We start from the raw sequence: 16,255 nt of genomic DNA, 5'->3' as shown, positions 1-16,255 counted from the left end.
CACAGGGGTGTCTGTCGCCAGACTCGCGATTTTTAGCGCCAGTCTAGCGTTCTGTCTCGGCTCGGCGCAGTTTGCCGGGGGAAGCACCGAACTCGCGAGTGACGGCGGCGGCGAAAGCGCTTTGCGAGCTATAGCCAACCCGCAAGGCGACTTCACCGATGGGCAGCGCGGTTTCGCGCAACAGCTTCACGGCGATGTGCAGGCGACGGCTGCGGATGTAATCCATGGGCGTCTGCCCGCATTCGGCGACAAAGCGTGCGTGCACCCGCGCACTGGAAAGTCCGGCAACGCGCGCCAGGTCGGCGACTTGCAGAGGGTAGGCGGCGTATTGGTCGATGTGCGCATTGAGTGCGGCGTAGGGTAGGCGTCTGCCGGCCATCTGGCTTGGTGCGGCGTTGTTGAGGCTGGCAAGCAACAACACGGCGCCCTGCTGGGCAATCAGCGGGTCGTCCACCGGGCTGCTCGCCAGCCAGCTCACCAACTGGCTTTGCCCAGCGTCCAGCGGCAGGCGCCCGGGGGTGTCGAGCAGGCGTCGGCTGGCATCGGCGTGCTCGCCCAGCGAGTGGGATACCCATTGATCGCTCGGCACGTCGAGCACCAGGCAACGGCTGCCATTGGCGCTGCCACAGGCGTGGTGGGCACCGGACGGCACCACCACGAAGCTTTGTTGTACCACTTGGCTACCGCGGCCGCCGACCTCGAAGTCGAGCGCGCCCGACAGGCCGAACACCAGTTGTGCGTGGTCGTGGCTGTGGACGATCAAGTCGTGGCTGTAGTGGCGTAGCGTGAGGATCGGTCTCATCGCGGTCTCCTAGGGTCTGTTGACGTTTGGTGGCGGCCGCGACGGATGCCCGCTTGGTGCAGGGCAAGGCGCGAGGAACGCGGTTTGGTTGTTCCAAATAAGTTCCGAGCAACGCAGCCCTGCACCAAGCGGGCCCCGTCCCTTCGGGTTGCGTGCCAACGTGGGCGAGGCTGCGTTGCGGGATTTGCCAAGGGAACAACCATTGGCGGCATCCCGCGCCTTGCCTCGCCCACGTTGGCCCAGCAACGCGGTTCGCCACCAAACGTCAACAGACCCTAGGCAGACCGGCAGTTTACACCGCTCGCCCCCTGGTACGGGCTGTCATCGGACTGCCGCATTTTTGTCATGGTCTATTAATCGCTGCGGGGCAAGCTTGCAAAAAATCTCGCAGAGGTTGCCCATGACCCGTGCCGAACTCGCCAAACCCAGCCGTAAACAACGCGTGCGCACCTTGTGGATCTCTGATGTGCACCTGGGCACCCGGGATTGCCAGGCCGGGCATTTATCGCAGTTCCTCAAGGGCTACCACGCCGACAAGGTGTACCTGGTCGGTGACATTATCGATGGCTGGAAGCTGCGCAGCGGTATGTATTGGCCCCAGGCGCACACCAACGTGATCCGTCGCCTGCTGACCATGAGCAAGCGCGGCACCGAGGTGATTTACGTCACCGGTAACCATGACGAGTTCCTGCGGCGTTACTCGAAGCTGATGCTGGGCAATATCCAGTTGGTGGACGAGGCCGTGCATGTCACCGCAGATGGCCGGCATCTGTTGGTGATTCACGGCGACCAGTTCGATGTGATCACCCGTTATCACCGCTGGCTGGCGTTTCTGGGGGACTGGGCCTACGAGTTCACGTTGACCCTCAATCGCTGGCTCAATCACTGGCGTGCTCGATACGGCTACGGTTACTGGTCGTTGTCGGCTTACCTCAAGCACAAGGTCAAAACCGCCGTCAGCTTTATCAGCGATTTCGAAGAGGCCATTGCCCACGAGTGCGTCAAGCGCGGGTTGCACGGAGTCGTTTGCGGGCACATTCACCACGCGGAAATCCGCAAGGTCGGTGGCGTGGACTACCTCAACTGCGGGGATTGGGTGGAGTCCTGCACCGCGCTGATCGAGCATTGGGATGGCACGATCGAGCTGTACCGGCTGGCGGACGCCCAGGCGCGTGAGGCACAACTGAGCGCGGTGAAGGTGGCAGAGCCGGCGTAAACGTCTCACCGCCGGCAACCGGCCGGTCTTCAGGCCGGGGCGTGTTCTTCCAGCACCGCGGTATAGATCGAGTTTTTCGGCCGGGTAAACAGGCGCTCCATCATCGGCTCGAAGAAACTCAGGGGGAGCGTCTCGTACGCAGGGTCAAAGGCCGCCGCATCGTACCTGGCGCAAAACTCGATGGTCTGCCGGTACTGCGGGTGCTCGCTGAACTGCTCACGTAGGTGCCGATCCATGCCCAGGTAATGGAAGAAGTAGTAGCCCTGGAAAATCCCGTGCTTTTCCACCATCCACAGGTTTTCGGCGCTGACGAAAGGTCTGAGAATCGCCGCGGCAATGTCCGGGTGGTTGTAACTGCCGAGGGTGTCACCAATATCATGCAAGAGCGCGCACACGACGTACTCCTCATCGCGGCCATCGCGCCAGGCGCGGGTAGCGGTTTGCAATGAGTGGGTGAGGCGATCAACCGGGAAGCCGCCAAAGTCACCCTCCAGCAACTTCAGGTGCGCCACGATCCGTTTCGGCAATTGCCTGGCGTAGGCGCTGAAGTCCGCTGCAATGATGGCCCAGTCTTCCTGCGTGCCATCCTTCATGTGGGTGAAACGGGCCTGTGCGTTCATCGGCTATCCTCTTATTGTGTTGATTGAGCCCGGGCTCAAGGCCACTAGAACGGCACCTTGCCCGCCAGCATGTCGCGGTACATGACGAAATCGCCGAGCAGGCTGTAAAGCGGGTGTCGGAAGGTCGCCGGACGGTTCTTCTCAAAGAAAAAGTGGCCAACCCAGGCGAAGCTGTAGCCGGCCAGCGGCAAGGCCAGCAACCACCACCAGGCGCCTTTGACGATGGCGATGGCGAAGATCAGCATCACCAGGCTGGTGCCGACAAAATGCAACCGACGGCAGGTGCTGTTGCTGTGCTCGCCGAGGTAATACGGGTAGAACTCGGCGAAGCTGTTGAAATGTCTTATGTTTTCCACGACTGCATTCTCTGTGGCTTGGGTGCTGTTGATCGGATGTTCTGCGGGGATCTTATTTGAGTCTAGAGTCATCATTGGCCACAGCCAGTGACAATAGGCGCCACTTTACTATCCTTATGAAATTGGTCGCGAGATGCGGCCTATCACGTAAGAAAACGCCATGAGCGAACGAACGACTTCTTCAAGCTGGGCGATGGGAATTGTCAAGGCGCTGGAAATGGACGGCCTGGATTGCCGGGACTTGTTCAATCAGCTGGGGCTCGACTACGCGGCGCTGGATGATCCGGATGCGCGCTTCCCTCAAGATTCGATGACGCGCCTGTGGCAACGGGCGGTAGCGTTGTCCGGCAACCCGGCCATTGGCTTGAACATGGGCAAGGTGGTGCGTCCGGCGTCCTTTCATGTGGTCGGCTATGCCTTGATGTCCAGCCGGACCCTGGCCGAAGGCTTTCAGCGACTGGTGCGCTATCAACGCATCATTGCCGAAAGTGCCGACCTGAGTTTTCGCCTGTTACCCGAAGGCCATGCGCTGATTCTGACGGTGCATGGCGATCACCTGCCGCCGACCCGGCAAAGCGCCGAGGCGTCGCTTGCCTGTGCGCTAGGCTTGTGCAACTGGCTGACCGGGCGCACCTTGCAGCCATGCAAGGTCCTGTTTCAAGGCGATCGGCCCCTGGACCTCGGACCTTATACACGGACCTTCCATGCGCCGCTGGCGTTCAACGCACCCTACGATGCGCTGATTTTCGAGCCGGCGGACATGGAGGCACCGTTACCCACGGCCAATGAGGCCATGGCACTGCTGCACGACCGGTTTGCCGGTGAGTACCTGGCGCGATTCTCGGGCAGTCGGGTGACCCACAATGCGCGGCAGGTCCTGTGTCGGCTGCTGCCCCAGGGAGAACCCAAGCGCGATACGGTCGCGCAAGCGCTGCATTTGTCTCAGCGCACCTTGCAACGCCGCTTGCAGGAAGAGGGGACGAGCTTTCAGGCGTTGCTCGATGACACTCGGCGCGAACTGGCCGAACAGTACCTGGCGCAGCCGAGCATGACCTTGCTGGAAATTGCCTACTTGCTTGGGTTTGCCGATCCGAGCAACTTTTTCCGTGCGTTCAGGCGCTGGTTCGACAGCACACCCGGCGAGTACCGGGTGCGTTTTCTGGAGACACCCAAGGTGATCAGTGACGCCAGAACGCCGGAATACACAGTACAAACACGGTAATGATCTCCAGCCGCCCGAGCAGCATGCCCAGGGACAGAATCCACTTGGCCGCGTCGGGAAGGGTGGCGAAGTTACCGGCCGGGCCAATGGTCTCACCCAGGCCCGGGCCCACGCCGGAGACGGTGCTGGCCGCGCCGGTGAGGGCGGTCATCCAGTCCACGCCCAGCAGTGACAGGGCCAGGGCGATGGCGCAGATGGTGATCGCAAAGAAGAACGAAAAGGTCAGGATCGAGCGCACGATCTCTTCGTCGAGGCGGTGGCCGTTGTACTTCTGCTTGATCACCGCCCGAGGGTGAATCAACTGATTAAGGTTGGCCTTGAGCAGGATATAGGCAACCTGGAAGCGGAAAATCTTGATCCCGCCTGCGGTCGACCCTGAGCAGCCGCCGACAAAACCCAGGTAAAAGAACAGCATCAGCGAGAAGTTGCCCCACAGGCTGTAGTCCCCAAGTGCAAAACCGGTGGTCGTGACCACCGAGGTGACGTTCAGCGCGACGTGGCGCAGCGCGTCCAGCCAATGCAGTTCGGTGGTCCACCAGTACCAGGTCCCGAGGACCACCCAGGTCACCAGCAGCATGCCGAGCAAGCCCTGCACCTGTTGATCCTTGATCAGTGCCCGGCGATTGCCACGCAGGGTTGCCACATACAAGGCAAACGGCAGGCTGCCCAGAATCATCACGACCACCGCGACCCAGTGCACCGCCGGTGCGGTCCATTTGGCCAGGGACTGGTCGGAGGTGGAGAAGCCACCGGTGGAAATCGCCGACATCGCATGGTTGATCGCATCGAACGGGGTCATGCCCGCCCACCAGAACGCCAGGCTGCCGAGGATGGTGATACCGACGTAGGCGGCAACGATCAGTCGCGCCACCATGTGTGAGCGGGGCATGACTTTTTCGGAGCGGTCCGAGGACTCGGTCTGGAACAGCCGCATGCCACCGATGCGCAGCAGCGGCAAAATGGCGACCGCCATGCCGATAAAGCCGATGCCCCCCAGCCAGTGCAGCAGCGAGCGCCACATCAGGATGCCCGGGGACATGGTGTCCAGGCCACTCAACACGGTGGCGCCGGTGGCGGTAATGCCGGACATGCTCTCGAAAAACGAGTCGGTGTAGCTGATGTGCTGGGTCAGCAGGAACGGCAGCGCGGCGAAGATACACACCACCACCCAACTCGATACCGTGAGCAGGTACATGTCGCGCGGACGCAGGTGAATATGTTCCGGGCGTCCGGGGATGACCAGTGCCAGGCCCGCGACAAAGGTGATCATGCTGGACCAGAGGAACGATGGCAGGTCGCTGGTGCGTTCGTAAATCACCAGGGTCGCCATCGGCACAACCATGCTGACGGCGAGCGTGATCAGGAAGATGCCGATGATAAAACCAATGATCCGTAAGGTCGGCAACGCCATGAAGTCCGCTCGGGGTAATGTAGGAAGGGCGCCATTCTACCTGCGAGGCAGGGCATGTAAACCGGCATCCCAACGGTAGTTACCGCTAGAATAGCCAAACATTTTTTTCTGGAGGTGGCCGATGCAGGCTCTCGACGCTTTGCTCAACCGTGTTTCCGTTCCGCGTTTGATTGACCCGGCACCGACTGCCGAACAGCGCGAAGTGCTGTTTGCAGCCGCCCTGCGGGCTCCGGATCACGGGCATATGCAGCCATGGCGCTTTTTGACGGTTGAAGGCGCGGCGCGTGAGCAACTGGGCGAGCTGTTGGCCGAGGCGGCACTGTTGCAAGACGCCGACGCCCCGCAGGCGTTGGTGGACAAGGCGCGTAATGGTCCGCTGCGCGCGCCGTTGGTAGTGGTTGTGGTGGCGCGCCTGCAGGATCACGTCAAGGTGCCCAAGTCCGAGCAACTGTTGGCAGCCGGTTGCGCTGCCCACGGTATTTTGCTCGCGGCCTACGCCCAGGGGATCGGCGCGGTATGGCGCACCGGCGATCTGGCGTACTCGGCCCATGTGGCCAAGGGGCTGGGGTTGGCTGAAGGGGAGGAGGTGATTGCGTTCCTGTACCTCGGCACCCCGCAGAAAGAACCGCGGGTAGCCGAGAAAGTCGATCTGACGGAATTTGTCAGCGCCTGGTCCGTGTAGGAGCGAGCGCGCTCGCGATGGACGTCAACGATAACGCGCACTTTCTGAATAACCGCGTTGCTCTTGAGTTCATCGCGAGCGCGCTCGCTCCTACAGGGGCTGTTTCAGGTAGCGATTCCAGGCTCCAGGGGCAGGTCCAGGCTGGCGATGAATCCGCCCTCCGGGTGATTGGCCAGGACCAGGCTGCCACCATGACGCTCCGCTGCCCGGCGAGCGATGGCCAGCCCCAGGCCATGACCGGCCGCGGTCTGGCCTGGTGCCCGGTAGAAGGGCTCGCCTAACTGCGCCAGATGCTCAGGCTGCACGCCGGGGCCGTAGTCACGCACGCTCACCACCATGCGCTCACCCTCGCGCCGGGCTGACAGGTCAATCGGTTGCCCCGGTGGGTTGAAGCGTTGTGCGTTACGCAGCAGGTTGTCCAATGCCCGCTCGATCATGGTCGGCCACCCCTTGAGGTGCAGTGCCGGTTCGGCTTCTATGCGGATGTACTGCTCCGGCGACGCGAGCTGCGCGTCTTTTTGCAGGCTGCCCAGCAGTGTGTTGAGGTCGACGTCCTCAGCGCTGGCGCTGTCGGCATCGACCCGTGCCAGCACCAGGATTTCACTGATCAGGGCTTCCAGGCGATCGCACTCGCGGGTCAGGCGTGGCCAGAGCTTTTCCCGTTCCTCGGGGGTGGCGCGCTCTGCCAGCGCCAGGGCGATGCGCAAGCGGGCCAGTGGTGAGCGCAGTTCGTGAGAAACGTCACGCAGCAATTGTCGCTGGCTGCCGATCAGGCTTTGCAGGCGCGCGCCCATGCGGTTGAAGTCATTGGCCAGCACTCCGAACTCGTCACGCCGGTTGGCCAGGCGCGCCAGGCTGTTTTGCTGGTACGTGGTCTGTCCCAGGTCGTGCACGGCACCCCGCAGCCGGCTCAAGGGGCGAGTGATCGACAGCGTCACCAGCAAGCTGAACAGGGTCAACACCACCAGGGCGATGCCCAGCGCACTCAGCGGCCAGAGCAGGCTTTCGCGGTGCCAGGCATCGAGTTCCGGGTGCGGGATGCGGTAGATCAGCAGGTAGGTTTCACCGGTTTTCGGGCTGGTGTACTCGTCGGTCAGGCGGCGCCAGGGCAGGTGGCGGTCATTGCCGTCACCCTGTCGCGCCTCGAATGCAGCGGCGCGGCGAGGGAATGTACCGCGCACCACCGGATCGCCACTCTCGTTCAATACCTGGACGTTGATGTGGTAGAGCCGCTTGCGTTGCTGCAGCAGCAACTGGGCGGCCTCTTCACCACTTTCTTCGTAGCGCTGCGTCCACTGTTGCGCCAGGTCACTCAGGCCCGGATGGCGACTGAGAATCCAGGCGTCCTGGTTCAACATGTGCCCGAGCAGAATCGACAGGCCGGCAACCAGCGTGATGGCCAGCCAGAAGCTGGCCAGGATGCGCCAGAACAATGAACGCACGGTAAGTCCTCAAACAAGGAAAGCCCAATGGCGGTTAACCATTGGGCTGGGGAGTTGCACTAGACCATTACTGTGCTTTTTGTGGCTGTTGGGCTTTCCAGGCTTTGAACTGCTCCCATTCTGCCTTGCGTTCAGCCTGCTTTTTCTGAATCGCGTCGAATTTCTGCTGCTGGTCAGGCTTGAGCAGGGTGCGAATCTCGGCTTCGGTTTTCTGGTGGCGTGCAGCCATTTCGTCCTTCAGGGCTTTTTGATCGGCTGGCGGCAGTTTTTCCAGGTATTTGTCGACCAGTTGCTTACGCTCAAGCATTTGCTTGCCCATGATTTTGCGGATCTGCTCACGTTGTTCGTGGGTCAGGTCCAGCTGGCTGTACGGGCCTTTACCGTGCATCTGACCGCCGTGTCGCGAGCCGTCCATCGAGCCCATCGGACCTTCGCCTTCGGGCATGGCCATGGCAACCGTTGGCAGGGCAGCAGCGAACATCAAAGCGATAAGGGTCTTGCGCATGGTGTATCTCCTTGTCTCATTCCCGGTGTGTTCCGGATGTGTGCAGATTACAGAGATCAAGGTCAGCGGCGGTCAGCGAAGCGTAAAGCTTGGGTAAAGATGGTTTTGCACCGCCCTGACAAAACTTACAGGCTGTAATAGTAGCCGCGGCTGCGCAGGGCAACGATGCGCGGTCGGCCATCGGGGTGCGGGCCGATCTTTTTACGCAGGTTGCTGACGTGCATGTCCAGGCTGCGGTCGTACAGGGTGAGCTTGCGGCCAAGGGCGATCTGCGCCAGCTCCTGCTTGTCCAGCGGTTCGCCGGGCTGCTTGAGCAAGGCTTCGAGCAAGCGGCTTTCAGACACGGTGAGGGTGTATTCCTGCTCGTCGATACTGACCACGCCACGCGCCGGGCTGAAACACAGGTCGCCCAGTTCCAGCTGGCTGGAGACCGGTGCCGGATGGCTGCGTCGCAGCACGGCGCGCAGGCGGGCGGTCAGCTCCCGTGGGTCGCACGGTTTGGCCAGGTAATCGTCGGCACCCAGTTCCAGGCCCAGGATGCGGTCCAGCGGCTCGCCCCGGGCCGAGAGCATGACCACCGGCAGGTCCGGGTGATCGCTGCGCAGTTGCTTGAGCAGTTCCAGGCCGCTGCCGTCGGGCAGCATCACATCCAGTACCACGGCGGCAGGTGCCGATTCGGCCAGGGCGCGACGCGCACTCAGGCCGTCGTGGCAGGCACGCACCGCAAAGCCTTCCTGGCTCAACCAGCTGGCAAGGAGCTCACACAGCTCCTGGTCATCATCAATCAGTAACAGCTCGCTCATGACTTACTCAATTTAGCCATTGTCGACGTCTCCTGTGCCCACCGCTGGCGAAGATACCGCAGAGCAGCGCCAATAGCGCGACTCCCGCCCCGGTGACGAACCATTGTTGCTGATCGGTCAGCAGGCGCGGCACGGTGCTGGCCTGGACTTCCTTGAGTTGCAGCTTGAGGCGCTGGTTCTCTTGGCGCAGTCGGCCCAGCAGGGCGCTTTCGCGTTCGCTGTCGGCGGTTTGCAGGTGTTTGTTCAGCTCTTCTCGTTGCCGCTCGCTTTCCTTCAAGCGTTGCTGCAATTGCGTGATCTGGCTGCCGGCACTCAAGGACAGAGGCGTTGAAAAGCCTGCATCCGAGTCTCCCTCGGCATGGGTAAAGCCCCCGATCGATAATGTGACCAACAGCAGACACAGCGGACCTTGGCGCATCGCAACTCCTGATTCCAAACGAGTGTTGGGCAGGTTGTCGGCCGTTGAACGAGAATACTGAGCAATTGAGTGCGCGATGAACCGAAGGTTCACCGCGCGGGCAGGATCAAGGCAGGACTTGCTTGAACGGCTTTACCAGCACGTTGGCGTAAACGCCGGCGGCGATGTACGGATCGGCGTCGGCCCAGGCCGTGGCGGCTTCAAGGGAGGCGAACTCGGCAACGATCAGGCTGCCGGTGAAGCCTGCGGCACCCGGATCATTGCTGTCCACCGCCGGGTGCGGGCCGGCCAGCACCACGCGACCTTCGGCCTTGAGTTGTTGCAGTCGCTCAAGGTGAGCGGGGCGTGCAGCCAGGCGGCTTTCCAGGGAGTTGGCGACGTCTGTGGCAATGATTGCGTAAAGCATGTCAGTCCTCGGTTTTAGGCGTAGTGGTGTCGGCGTCATGCAGGTGGCGGGACAGGTAGATGCCCTGGCCGACCAGGAACAGCAGGGTCATGCCCAGGCTGCCGAAGACTTTGAAGTCGACCCAGATGCTCTGGAAGGTGAAGGCAACGAACAGGTTGGCTGCGCCGCAGAACAGGAAAAAGCCGATCCAGGCGATGTTCAGGCGCGTCCAGACTTGATCGGGCAGGGTCAGCGCGTGGCCCATGATGCGTTTGATCAGCAGTTGTTCGCCCACGAAATGGCTGCCGATAAAGGCCAGTGCGAACAGCCAGTTGACCACCGGAGCCTTCCATTTGAGGAAGGTCTCGCTGTGGAAGGCCAGGGTCAGGCTACCGAACACCAGGCAGGCGACGAGGGTCAGCCACTGGCTTTTTTCCAGCTTGCGCTGGGAGATGTACAGGGCGCCGTACACCACCAGGGAGCTGGTGATCAGCATTGCCGTGGCGCTGTAAATGCCGCCTACAGTCAGTTGATGGCCGGCGATGTCGACGACCCGCGGGTCGATTTTGAAGACGATGAAAAACAGCAGGAGCGGGATGAAGTCGATGAATTGTTTCACAGTGGCAGCCAGAAGCAGGATGTGCCGGCATAATAACAAACATATTGAGTCGCGAAAGCGCCAGCTGATTTGAGGTTACACATCCTGTGAATGTTGATTTGCACTGCCATAGCACGGCCTCCGATGGCGCCTTGGCGCCCGCGGCACTGGTTGCGCGTGCGTTCGAAAACGGCGTGCGAGTCCTGGCGTTGACCGACCACGACACTCTGGAGGGCCTCGATGAGGCCCGCGGCGCCGCGCAGGCACTGGGGATGCAACTGGTCAATGGTGTCGAACTGTCCTGCACCTGGGGCGGTGCGACCATCCATGTACTGGGCTACGGTTTCGACGTTAATGCCCCGGCGTTGGTCGAGGCGATCGCCAAACTGCGTGACGGGCGCTGGCTGCGTTCCGAAGAAATCAGCCGCAAGCTCGAACTCAAGGGTATGCCGGGGGCGCTGGAAGGCGCGCGGGCCATTCAGCAGGAACTGGGCGACAGCGGCAATGCGCCGGCCCGTCCGCACTTCGCCGACTATCTGGTGCGCGCCGGCTACGTCAAGGATCGTGCTGAAGCCTTCCGCAAGTGGCTGGGCGCCGGCAAGCTGGGCGACGTCAAGCAACACTGGCCGACCCTGGAGGAAACCGTCGAAACCCTGCGTGCCGCCGGCGCCTGGGTCAGCCTGGCCCACCCGTGGCACTACGATTTTACCCGCAGCAAGCGCCGTCGCCTGATTGCCGACTATATTCAAGCAGGCGGCCACGCGATTGAAGTGGTCAATGGTCATCAGCCGGCCGAGCAGGTCGGCAGCCTGGCCATACTTGCCCGTGAGTTCGGTCTGCTGGTCAGTGCCGGCAGTGATTTTCATGGCCCGGGGGGCTGGTCGGAGATTGGCGAGTACCGTCCTGTCCCGGAGGATCTGCCACCACTGTGGTGTCGATTCAAATCCTTAGTCTGATGGATGTGAAACGTGACGAGCGAAGGCAAGGCAAGGAAAAAACAGGCGAGGAGGCGGAGTTTACATCCTGTAAATGCGCACTCCGAGCCGGTTTTTGATGCAGAATTGCACGCGGAGCCTGCAGTAGTTTTCACGCCATCAGTATTGCCGTCGTCTGAACAGGTAGAAAATGTGAGTCAATTTTTCCAGATTCATCCGGAAAACCCACAAGTGCGCCTGATCAAGCAGGCCGTCGAAATCATCCGCAATGGCGGTGTGGTGATCTATCCCACCGACTCGTCCTACGCCATTGGCTGCCAGATCGGCGACAAAAATGCCATAGAACGCGTACGTCGCCTGCGACAACTGGACGACAAACACAACTTTGCGCTGATCTGCAGTGACCTGTCGCAGCTTGGGCTGTTCGCCAAAATCGACACCGGTACGTTCCGGATCCTCAAGGCGCACCTGCCGGGGCCTTACACCTTCATTCTCAATGCCACCCGCGAAGTGCCGCGCCTGTTGCTGCACCCGAAAAAGCGCACCATCGGCCTGCGGGTGCCGAGTCATCCAATTGCCCTGGCATTGCTCGAGGAACTGGGCGAGCCGCTGATGAGCGTGACCCTGATCATGCCCGGTGACAGCGACCCGTTGAGCGACCCTTATGAAATGCGCCAGATGCTCGAGCATCAGGTCGACCTGATCATCGACGGCGGTTTTGGCGGTATCAAGGCCTCCACCGTGATCAGCCTGGCCGACGGCGAGCCGGAAGTGATCCGCGTCGGTTGCGGCGACCCGACGCCGTTCATGGTCGAGGCCTGAATGTCGGTGGTAGAAAGCCTCGACAGCCAGGCCGGCGCCCAGCAGGAGCTGCCGTTTGCCATGGTCTATGGCCAGGCGGTCATGGAAATGCCGCTGGACCTCTACATTCCGCCGGACGCTCTGGAAGTCTTCCTCGAGGCCTTTGAAGGTCCGCTCGACCTGCTGCTCTACCTGATCCGCAAACAGAACATCAACATCCTCGACATCCCGGTGGCGGAAATCACCCGCCAGTACATGGGCTATGTCGAGTTGATGCAGTCGGTGCGCCTGGAGCTGGCCGCCGAGTATCTGGTGATGGCCGCGATGCTGGCCGAGATCAAGTCGCGGATGCTGCTGCCGCGTTCGGTGGAGATCGAACAGGAAGAAGACGACCCGCGTGCCGAACTGATTCGGCGCTTGCAGGAGTACGAACGCTTCAAGGCCGCTGCCGAGGGTATCGACGGGCTGAGCCGGGTCGGGCGTGATGTGGTGGTGCCCAGGCTTGACGCCCCGCAAGCCCGGGCGCGCAAGTTGTTGCCGGACGTGAGTCTGGAAGAGTTGTTGATGTCCATGGCCGAGGTGTTGCGCCGTGGCGATATGTTCGAGAGCCACCAGGTCAGCCGCGAGGCATTGTCGACCCGCGAACGTATGAGCGATGTGCTGGAGCGGCTCAAGGGCGGTGGTTTTGTGCCCTTTGTCGAGCTGTTCACTGCCGAAGAAGGACGCCTGGGTGTGGTCGTGACCTTTATGGCGATCCTCGAGCTGGTCAAGGAGTCCTTGGTCGAGCTGGTGCAGAATGAGCCCTTTGCGGCGATCCATGTGCGGGCGCGAGCCGAATAACGAGCAAAATCCATGAACCTGAGTGAACCCCGCGAGCTGGCGCCACTGCTTGAAGCCTTTCTGTTGGCTTCGGGAAAGCCGCAATCGATGGAGCGTCTGTTCGAGCTGTTTGAAGAGGGCGAGCGCCCGGAACCGCCCGTCTTCAAGAAGGCCCTGGCGATCCTTGCCAAGTCCTGTGACGGCCGGGCCTTTGAACTGAAGGAAGTGGCCTCGGGTTATCGCCTGCAAATTCGCGAGAAGTTCGCGCCCTGGGTCGGACGTCTGTGGGAAGAGCGCCCCCAGCGCTATTCGCGGGCGATGCTGGAAACCATGGCCCTGATCGCCTATCGCCAGCCGATCACCCGTGGCGAGATCGAAGATGTGCGGGGTGTGGCGGTCAACAGCAACATCGTCAAGACCCTGCTAGAGCGCGAGTGGATCAGGGTCGTCGGTTACCGCGAAGTACCGGGCAGGCCGGCGATGTTTGCCACCACCAAGGCCTTTCTCGACCATTTCAACCTGAAGAACCTCGACGACCTGCCACCCCTGGCCGAGTTGCGCGAACTGGAACCCGAGCCCATGCTCGAGTTCGACGATGCCCCTGTTCCGCAGAGCCTGCAGGACTTGGCCGACGCCAGTGCCGAACCCGAAGAGCCCAAGGAGGAGACCAGTTTCCATACCTTGCTGCTGGAACTGGACTCGATGGAGGAGGGGATCAAGACCGATTTCGATGACTTGCTGCGTGATGGCGAGGTGAGCGAGGGGGATTGGCCGAAGCCGGACGACACGCCGGTTGAAATGGAAACCGAAGTTGAAGTTGAAGCCGAGCCTCAAGTCGTAACCCCGCAAGCGCCTGAAGAAGACGTCCTCGGCGTCGCCCAGGCCCGTGAGCAATTGCTCGCCGCCGTGGCTGCCCTCGAAAAGCCGGCACCCGAGCCCGAACTGAGCGACGAAGAGGCCGAAGCCCTGGCACTGGCCGAAGCGATTGAGGCCGAACGCCGTGCGCTCGATGATTGACGCAGCCGGTCGGCGGAAAAACCAGTAACCGACCGTTTATCAGCTAGTCTCTGGTGCGCAAGCGACGCCATGCGCGTATGATTCGCACCCCTTTGACGATCCTTTCGTCAAAGGATCAGTTTTCAACGCTTCAGGCTCAGCCCTGAACAGACCACACCGGGAGGTGCCCAGATGAGTATCAACGATCAGAAAGACGACCAGGAAATCGGCCCAGCAGGCGAAAAGCTGCAGAAAGTCCTCGCCCGTATCGGCGTCGGCTCGCGCCGTGACGTGGAAGCCTGGATCAGCCACGGCCGGATCAAGGTCAACGGCAAAGACGCCACCCTTGGTCTGCGTGTCGACATGCACGACGCCATTACCATCGATGGCAAGGTGATCAAGCGCGAAGAAGCGGCCGAGTCGGTTCGCCGCGTGATCATGTACAACAAGCCCGATGGCGAGATCTGCACCCGTGTCGACCCGGAAGGCCGTCCGACCGTGTTCGACAAGATGCCGCGCCCGAAAGAAGGTCGCTGGATCAACATCGGTCGTCTGGACATCAACACCACCGGTCTGCTGATGTTCACCACCGACGGTGAACTGGCCAACCGCCTGATGCACCCTTCCTACGAAATGGACCGCGAGTACGCGGTACGTGTGCGTGGCGAAGTCGACGACGAAATGATCGAGCGCCTGAAAGCGGGCGTCGTGCTCGAGGACGGCCCGGCCAAGTTCACCGACATCAAGCAAGCGCCAGGCGGTGAAGGCTTCAACCACTGGTATCACTGCGTGGTGATGGAAGGTCGTAACCGCGAAGTGCGTCGCCTGTGGGAATCCCAGGGCCTGGTGGTCAGCCGTCTGAAGCGTGTGCGTTTCGGTCCGGTGTTCCTCAACTCCGACCTGCCGATGGGCCGCTGGCGCGAAATGAGTCAGTACGAAGTCGACATTCTGAGTGCTGAGGTTGGCCTGACGCCGGTCGCGATGCCGCAGATGAACGCCAAGAGCAAAGACAAGCTTGATCGCATGCAGCGTAAATCGTCGCGTCCAATGGCCAAGACCGAGCGCGTGCGCACTTTGCGTCCAGCCGCTGGCACTCCGGCTTCCGTCCCGCGTCCGGCGCGTGAGCCGCAGATCGAAGGCGAGCGTCCAGGCCGCAAGCCAGCGCCACGCCAGGATGGCGAGCGCGGTCCGCGCACGCCGCGTCCGGCCAACGGTCGCACTGAGCGTGGTGAAGTCCGTGGTGCTCCAGCCGGTCGCGGTACGCCGGTGGCAGATCGTCCGGTCGACACCAAGCGCCCGGCCAAGCCTGCGCCGAAGAAGCGCCCAGGCATCGTGCTGGTCGACCGTGACGCGCCGTCAGGCAAGCGTCGTGGCGCACCGGCCGGTTCCGGTCAGCGCCCAGGCTTTGGCCGTCGCAAGCCGGAGTGAAGCAGTTGTAAGCTTCAAGCCATAAGCTGCAGATGAAAACGCCAACCCTCGGGTTGGCGTTTTTTTTTGCTGGAATGGTCGTTAACAATAATGATTAACCCTGTGGGAGAGAGCCGTGTGGCGTTCCGCTTGCTCGCGATGCTCTCAAGAGCGACGCGTTGATTCAGGCAGTACGCGTCATCGTTGACGTCCATCGCGAGCAAGCTCGCTCCCACAGGTGCTGCATTGCTGGTACCTCCAGCCTGGAAATTCAATGTTACGGACTGTAACGAAAACCTGACGAAAACCCCGGCTTAAGCCTGTGGAATCGTCATCTTTCGGACGCTGTAAGGAAATCCTGCCGTCCGTTGTCTTTTTGGTCGCTTTCCAGGGCTCTAGCCCGCTTGTTTCACGGGCTCATGCAAGGTGTCATGCGCCCCATGCCTGTCGTGCAGGTGGATAACAAGAAGGAGGCGCAATGTACGCCGTGAGTCATCTTCATCTCTCTTCGTGGGGCGATTTTTCCGTCACCCCCGTCACTGACCCGCAAAGGTCTGACCCCATTTTTGCAGTCGCCCGACCCTGTCGTGGCGGACACCGGCAATCCCGGCAACCGACACGCTGATTCCTGCGAGGTCTGGCGGCAGGGGGTTACAGGTGTACAATGCGCCGCGTTTTACCTGTGACCTCCTTGCGTAACCACGCAAACCTCAAGGCTATCCGCCTTGTTCACTCCGCCGCGTCACGAGCGCGACGGGTTCGATTTCGTCACAGATAAGAACAAACAGGTGACGCATGACCGTTGTAAATACGCTGAACTCCTGGTGCCTGCGCTGG

General features: G+C 61.4%; 18 protein-coding genes. 8 read left to right on the top strand and 10 right to left on the bottom strand.

The window, feature by feature from the left end:
* Nucleotides 1-43 precede the first annotated feature (43 nt).
* Nucleotides 44-802: an AraC family transcriptional regulator gene (locus tag CKW29_RS12405; RefSeq protein WP_095145636.1), complete on the bottom strand. Its 759-nt coding sequence runs from the start codon at nt 800-802 to the stop codon at nt 44-46.
* A 400-nt stretch (nt 803-1,202) separates the two neighbouring features.
* Between CKW29_RS12405 and CKW29_RS12400 the strand changes: the two genes are divergently transcribed.
* Nucleotides 1,203-2,018 carry a UDP-2,3-diacylglucosamine diphosphatase gene (locus CKW29_RS12400; RefSeq protein WP_095145637.1) on the top strand — a complete coding sequence of 272 codons (816 nt, stop codon included), beginning with the start codon at nt 1,203-1,205 and terminating at the stop codon, nt 2,016-2,018.
* Nucleotides 2,019-2,047: 29 nt separating this feature from the next.
* On the opposite strand, the gene CKW29_RS12395 is transcribed toward CKW29_RS12400, so the two are convergent.
* Both CKW29_RS12395 and CKW29_RS12390 read right to left on the bottom strand, forming a co-directional pair.
* Entirely contained in the window at nt 2,048-2,638 is a 591-nt protein-coding gene (locus CKW29_RS12395; RefSeq protein ID WP_095145638.1) for an HD domain-containing protein, read from the bottom strand.
* Between the two features lie 44 nt (nt 2,639-2,682).
* Nucleotides 2,683-2,994 carry an Mpo1-like protein gene (locus CKW29_RS12390; RefSeq protein WP_095145639.1) on the bottom strand — a complete coding sequence of 104 codons (312 nt, stop codon included), beginning with the start codon at nt 2,992-2,994 and terminating at the stop codon, nt 2,683-2,685.
* Nucleotides 2,995-3,154: 160 nt separating this feature from the next.
* Between CKW29_RS12390 and CKW29_RS12385 the strand changes: the two genes are divergently transcribed.
* Entirely contained in the window at nt 3,155-4,216 is a 1,062-nt protein-coding gene (locus CKW29_RS12385) for an AraC family transcriptional regulator (RefSeq protein ID WP_095145640.1), read from the top strand.
* Here CKW29_RS12385 and CKW29_RS12380 read toward each other — a convergent pair.
* Nucleotides 4,173-5,627: a TrkH family potassium uptake protein gene (locus CKW29_RS12380; RefSeq protein ID WP_095145641.1), complete on the bottom strand. Its 1,455-nt coding sequence runs from the start codon at nt 5,625-5,627 to the stop codon at nt 4,173-4,175. The genes CKW29_RS12385 and CKW29_RS12380 overlap by 44 nt on opposite strands.
* A 121-nt stretch (nt 5,628-5,748) precedes the next feature.
* On the opposite strand from CKW29_RS12380, the gene CKW29_RS12375 reads away from it, so the two are divergent.
* On the top strand, nt 5,749-6,309 hold the full coding sequence (locus CKW29_RS12375) for an NAD(P)H nitroreductase (RefSeq protein ID WP_095145642.1): 561 nt from the start codon (nt 5,749-5,751) through the stop codon (nt 6,307-6,309).
* A gap of 104 nt (nt 6,310-6,413) precedes the next feature.
* On the opposite strand, the gene CKW29_RS12370 is transcribed toward CKW29_RS12375, so the two are convergent.
* The 6 genes from CKW29_RS12370 to CKW29_RS12345 all read right to left on the bottom strand — a co-directional run bounded on the left by CKW29_RS12370 (nt 6,414) and on the right by CKW29_RS12345 (nt 10,481).
* Nucleotides 6,414-7,751 carry a HAMP domain-containing sensor histidine kinase gene (locus CKW29_RS12370; RefSeq protein WP_095148588.1) on the bottom strand — a complete coding sequence of 446 codons (1,338 nt, stop codon included), beginning with the start codon at nt 7,749-7,751 and terminating at the stop codon, nt 6,414-6,416.
* Between the two features lie 67 nt (nt 7,752-7,818).
* Complete coding sequence (locus CKW29_RS12365; protein ID WP_095145644.1) at nt 7,819-8,256, bottom strand: LTXXQ domain protein; 438 nt, start codon at nt 8,254-8,256, stop codon at nt 7,819-7,821.
* Nucleotides 8,257-8,381: 125 nt separating this feature from the next.
* Nucleotides 8,382-9,059 (bottom strand): response regulator transcription factor, encoded by a 678-nt coding sequence (locus CKW29_RS12360; RefSeq protein ID WP_095145645.1) that lies wholly within the window; start codon nt 9,057-9,059, stop codon nt 8,382-8,384.
* Between the two features lie 7 nt (nt 9,060-9,066).
* A complete protein-coding gene (locus tag CKW29_RS12355) occupies nt 9,067-9,477 on the bottom strand; it encodes a translation initiation factor 2 (RefSeq protein ID WP_095148587.1) in 411 nt (136 codons plus the stop codon).
* 106 nt (nt 9,478-9,583) lie between these two features.
* Entirely contained in the window at nt 9,584-9,883 is a 300-nt protein-coding gene (locus CKW29_RS12350; protein ID WP_095080186.1) for a YciI family protein, read from the bottom strand.
* Nucleotide 9,884: 1 nt separating this feature from the next.
* Nucleotides 9,885-10,481 carry a septation protein A gene (locus tag CKW29_RS12345; RefSeq protein WP_095080185.1) on the bottom strand — a complete coding sequence of 199 codons (597 nt, stop codon included), beginning with the start codon at nt 10,479-10,481 and terminating at the stop codon, nt 9,885-9,887.
* An 86-nt stretch (nt 10,482-10,567) separates the two neighbouring features.
* Between CKW29_RS12345 and CKW29_RS12340 the strand changes: the two genes are divergently transcribed.
* From CKW29_RS12340 to rluB, 5 genes are all read left to right on the top strand, one after another.
* Nucleotides 10,568-11,416: a PHP domain-containing protein gene (locus CKW29_RS12340; RefSeq protein ID WP_095145647.1), complete on the top strand. Its 849-nt coding sequence runs from the start codon at nt 10,568-10,570 to the stop codon at nt 11,414-11,416.
* A 171-nt stretch (nt 11,417-11,587) separates the two neighbouring features.
* Complete coding sequence (locus CKW29_RS12335; RefSeq protein ID WP_095145648.1) at nt 11,588-12,217, top strand: L-threonylcarbamoyladenylate synthase; 630 nt, start codon at nt 11,588-11,590, stop codon at nt 12,215-12,217.
* Between the two features lie 120 nt (nt 12,218-12,337).
* A complete protein-coding gene (locus CKW29_RS12330) occupies nt 12,338-13,036 on the top strand; it encodes a ScpA family protein (protein WP_172736528.1) in 699 nt (232 codons plus the stop codon).
* Nucleotides 13,037-13,048: 12 nt separating this feature from the next.
* Nucleotides 13,049-14,032, top strand: coding sequence for an SMC-Scp complex subunit ScpB (gene scpB, locus CKW29_RS12325; RefSeq protein ID WP_095145650.1), 984 nt, complete (start codon nt 13,049-13,051; stop codon nt 14,030-14,032).
* 171 nt (nt 14,033-14,203) lie between these two features.
* Nucleotides 14,204-15,439: a 23S rRNA pseudouridine(2605) synthase RluB gene (gene rluB, locus CKW29_RS12320; RefSeq protein WP_095145651.1), complete on the top strand. Its 1,236-nt coding sequence runs from the start codon at nt 14,204-14,206 to the stop codon at nt 15,437-15,439.
* The last annotated feature ends 816 nt before the right edge of the window (nt 15,440-16,255 follow it).

The organism is Pseudomonas sp. Irchel s3a18, from assembly GCF_900187535.1.
GTDB lineage: Bacteria > Pseudomonadota > Gammaproteobacteria > Pseudomonadales > Pseudomonadaceae > Aquipseudomonas.
The sequence above is the reverse complement of the archived record's forward strand: the minus strand, read 5'-3'. Positions and strand labels throughout refer to the sequence as shown.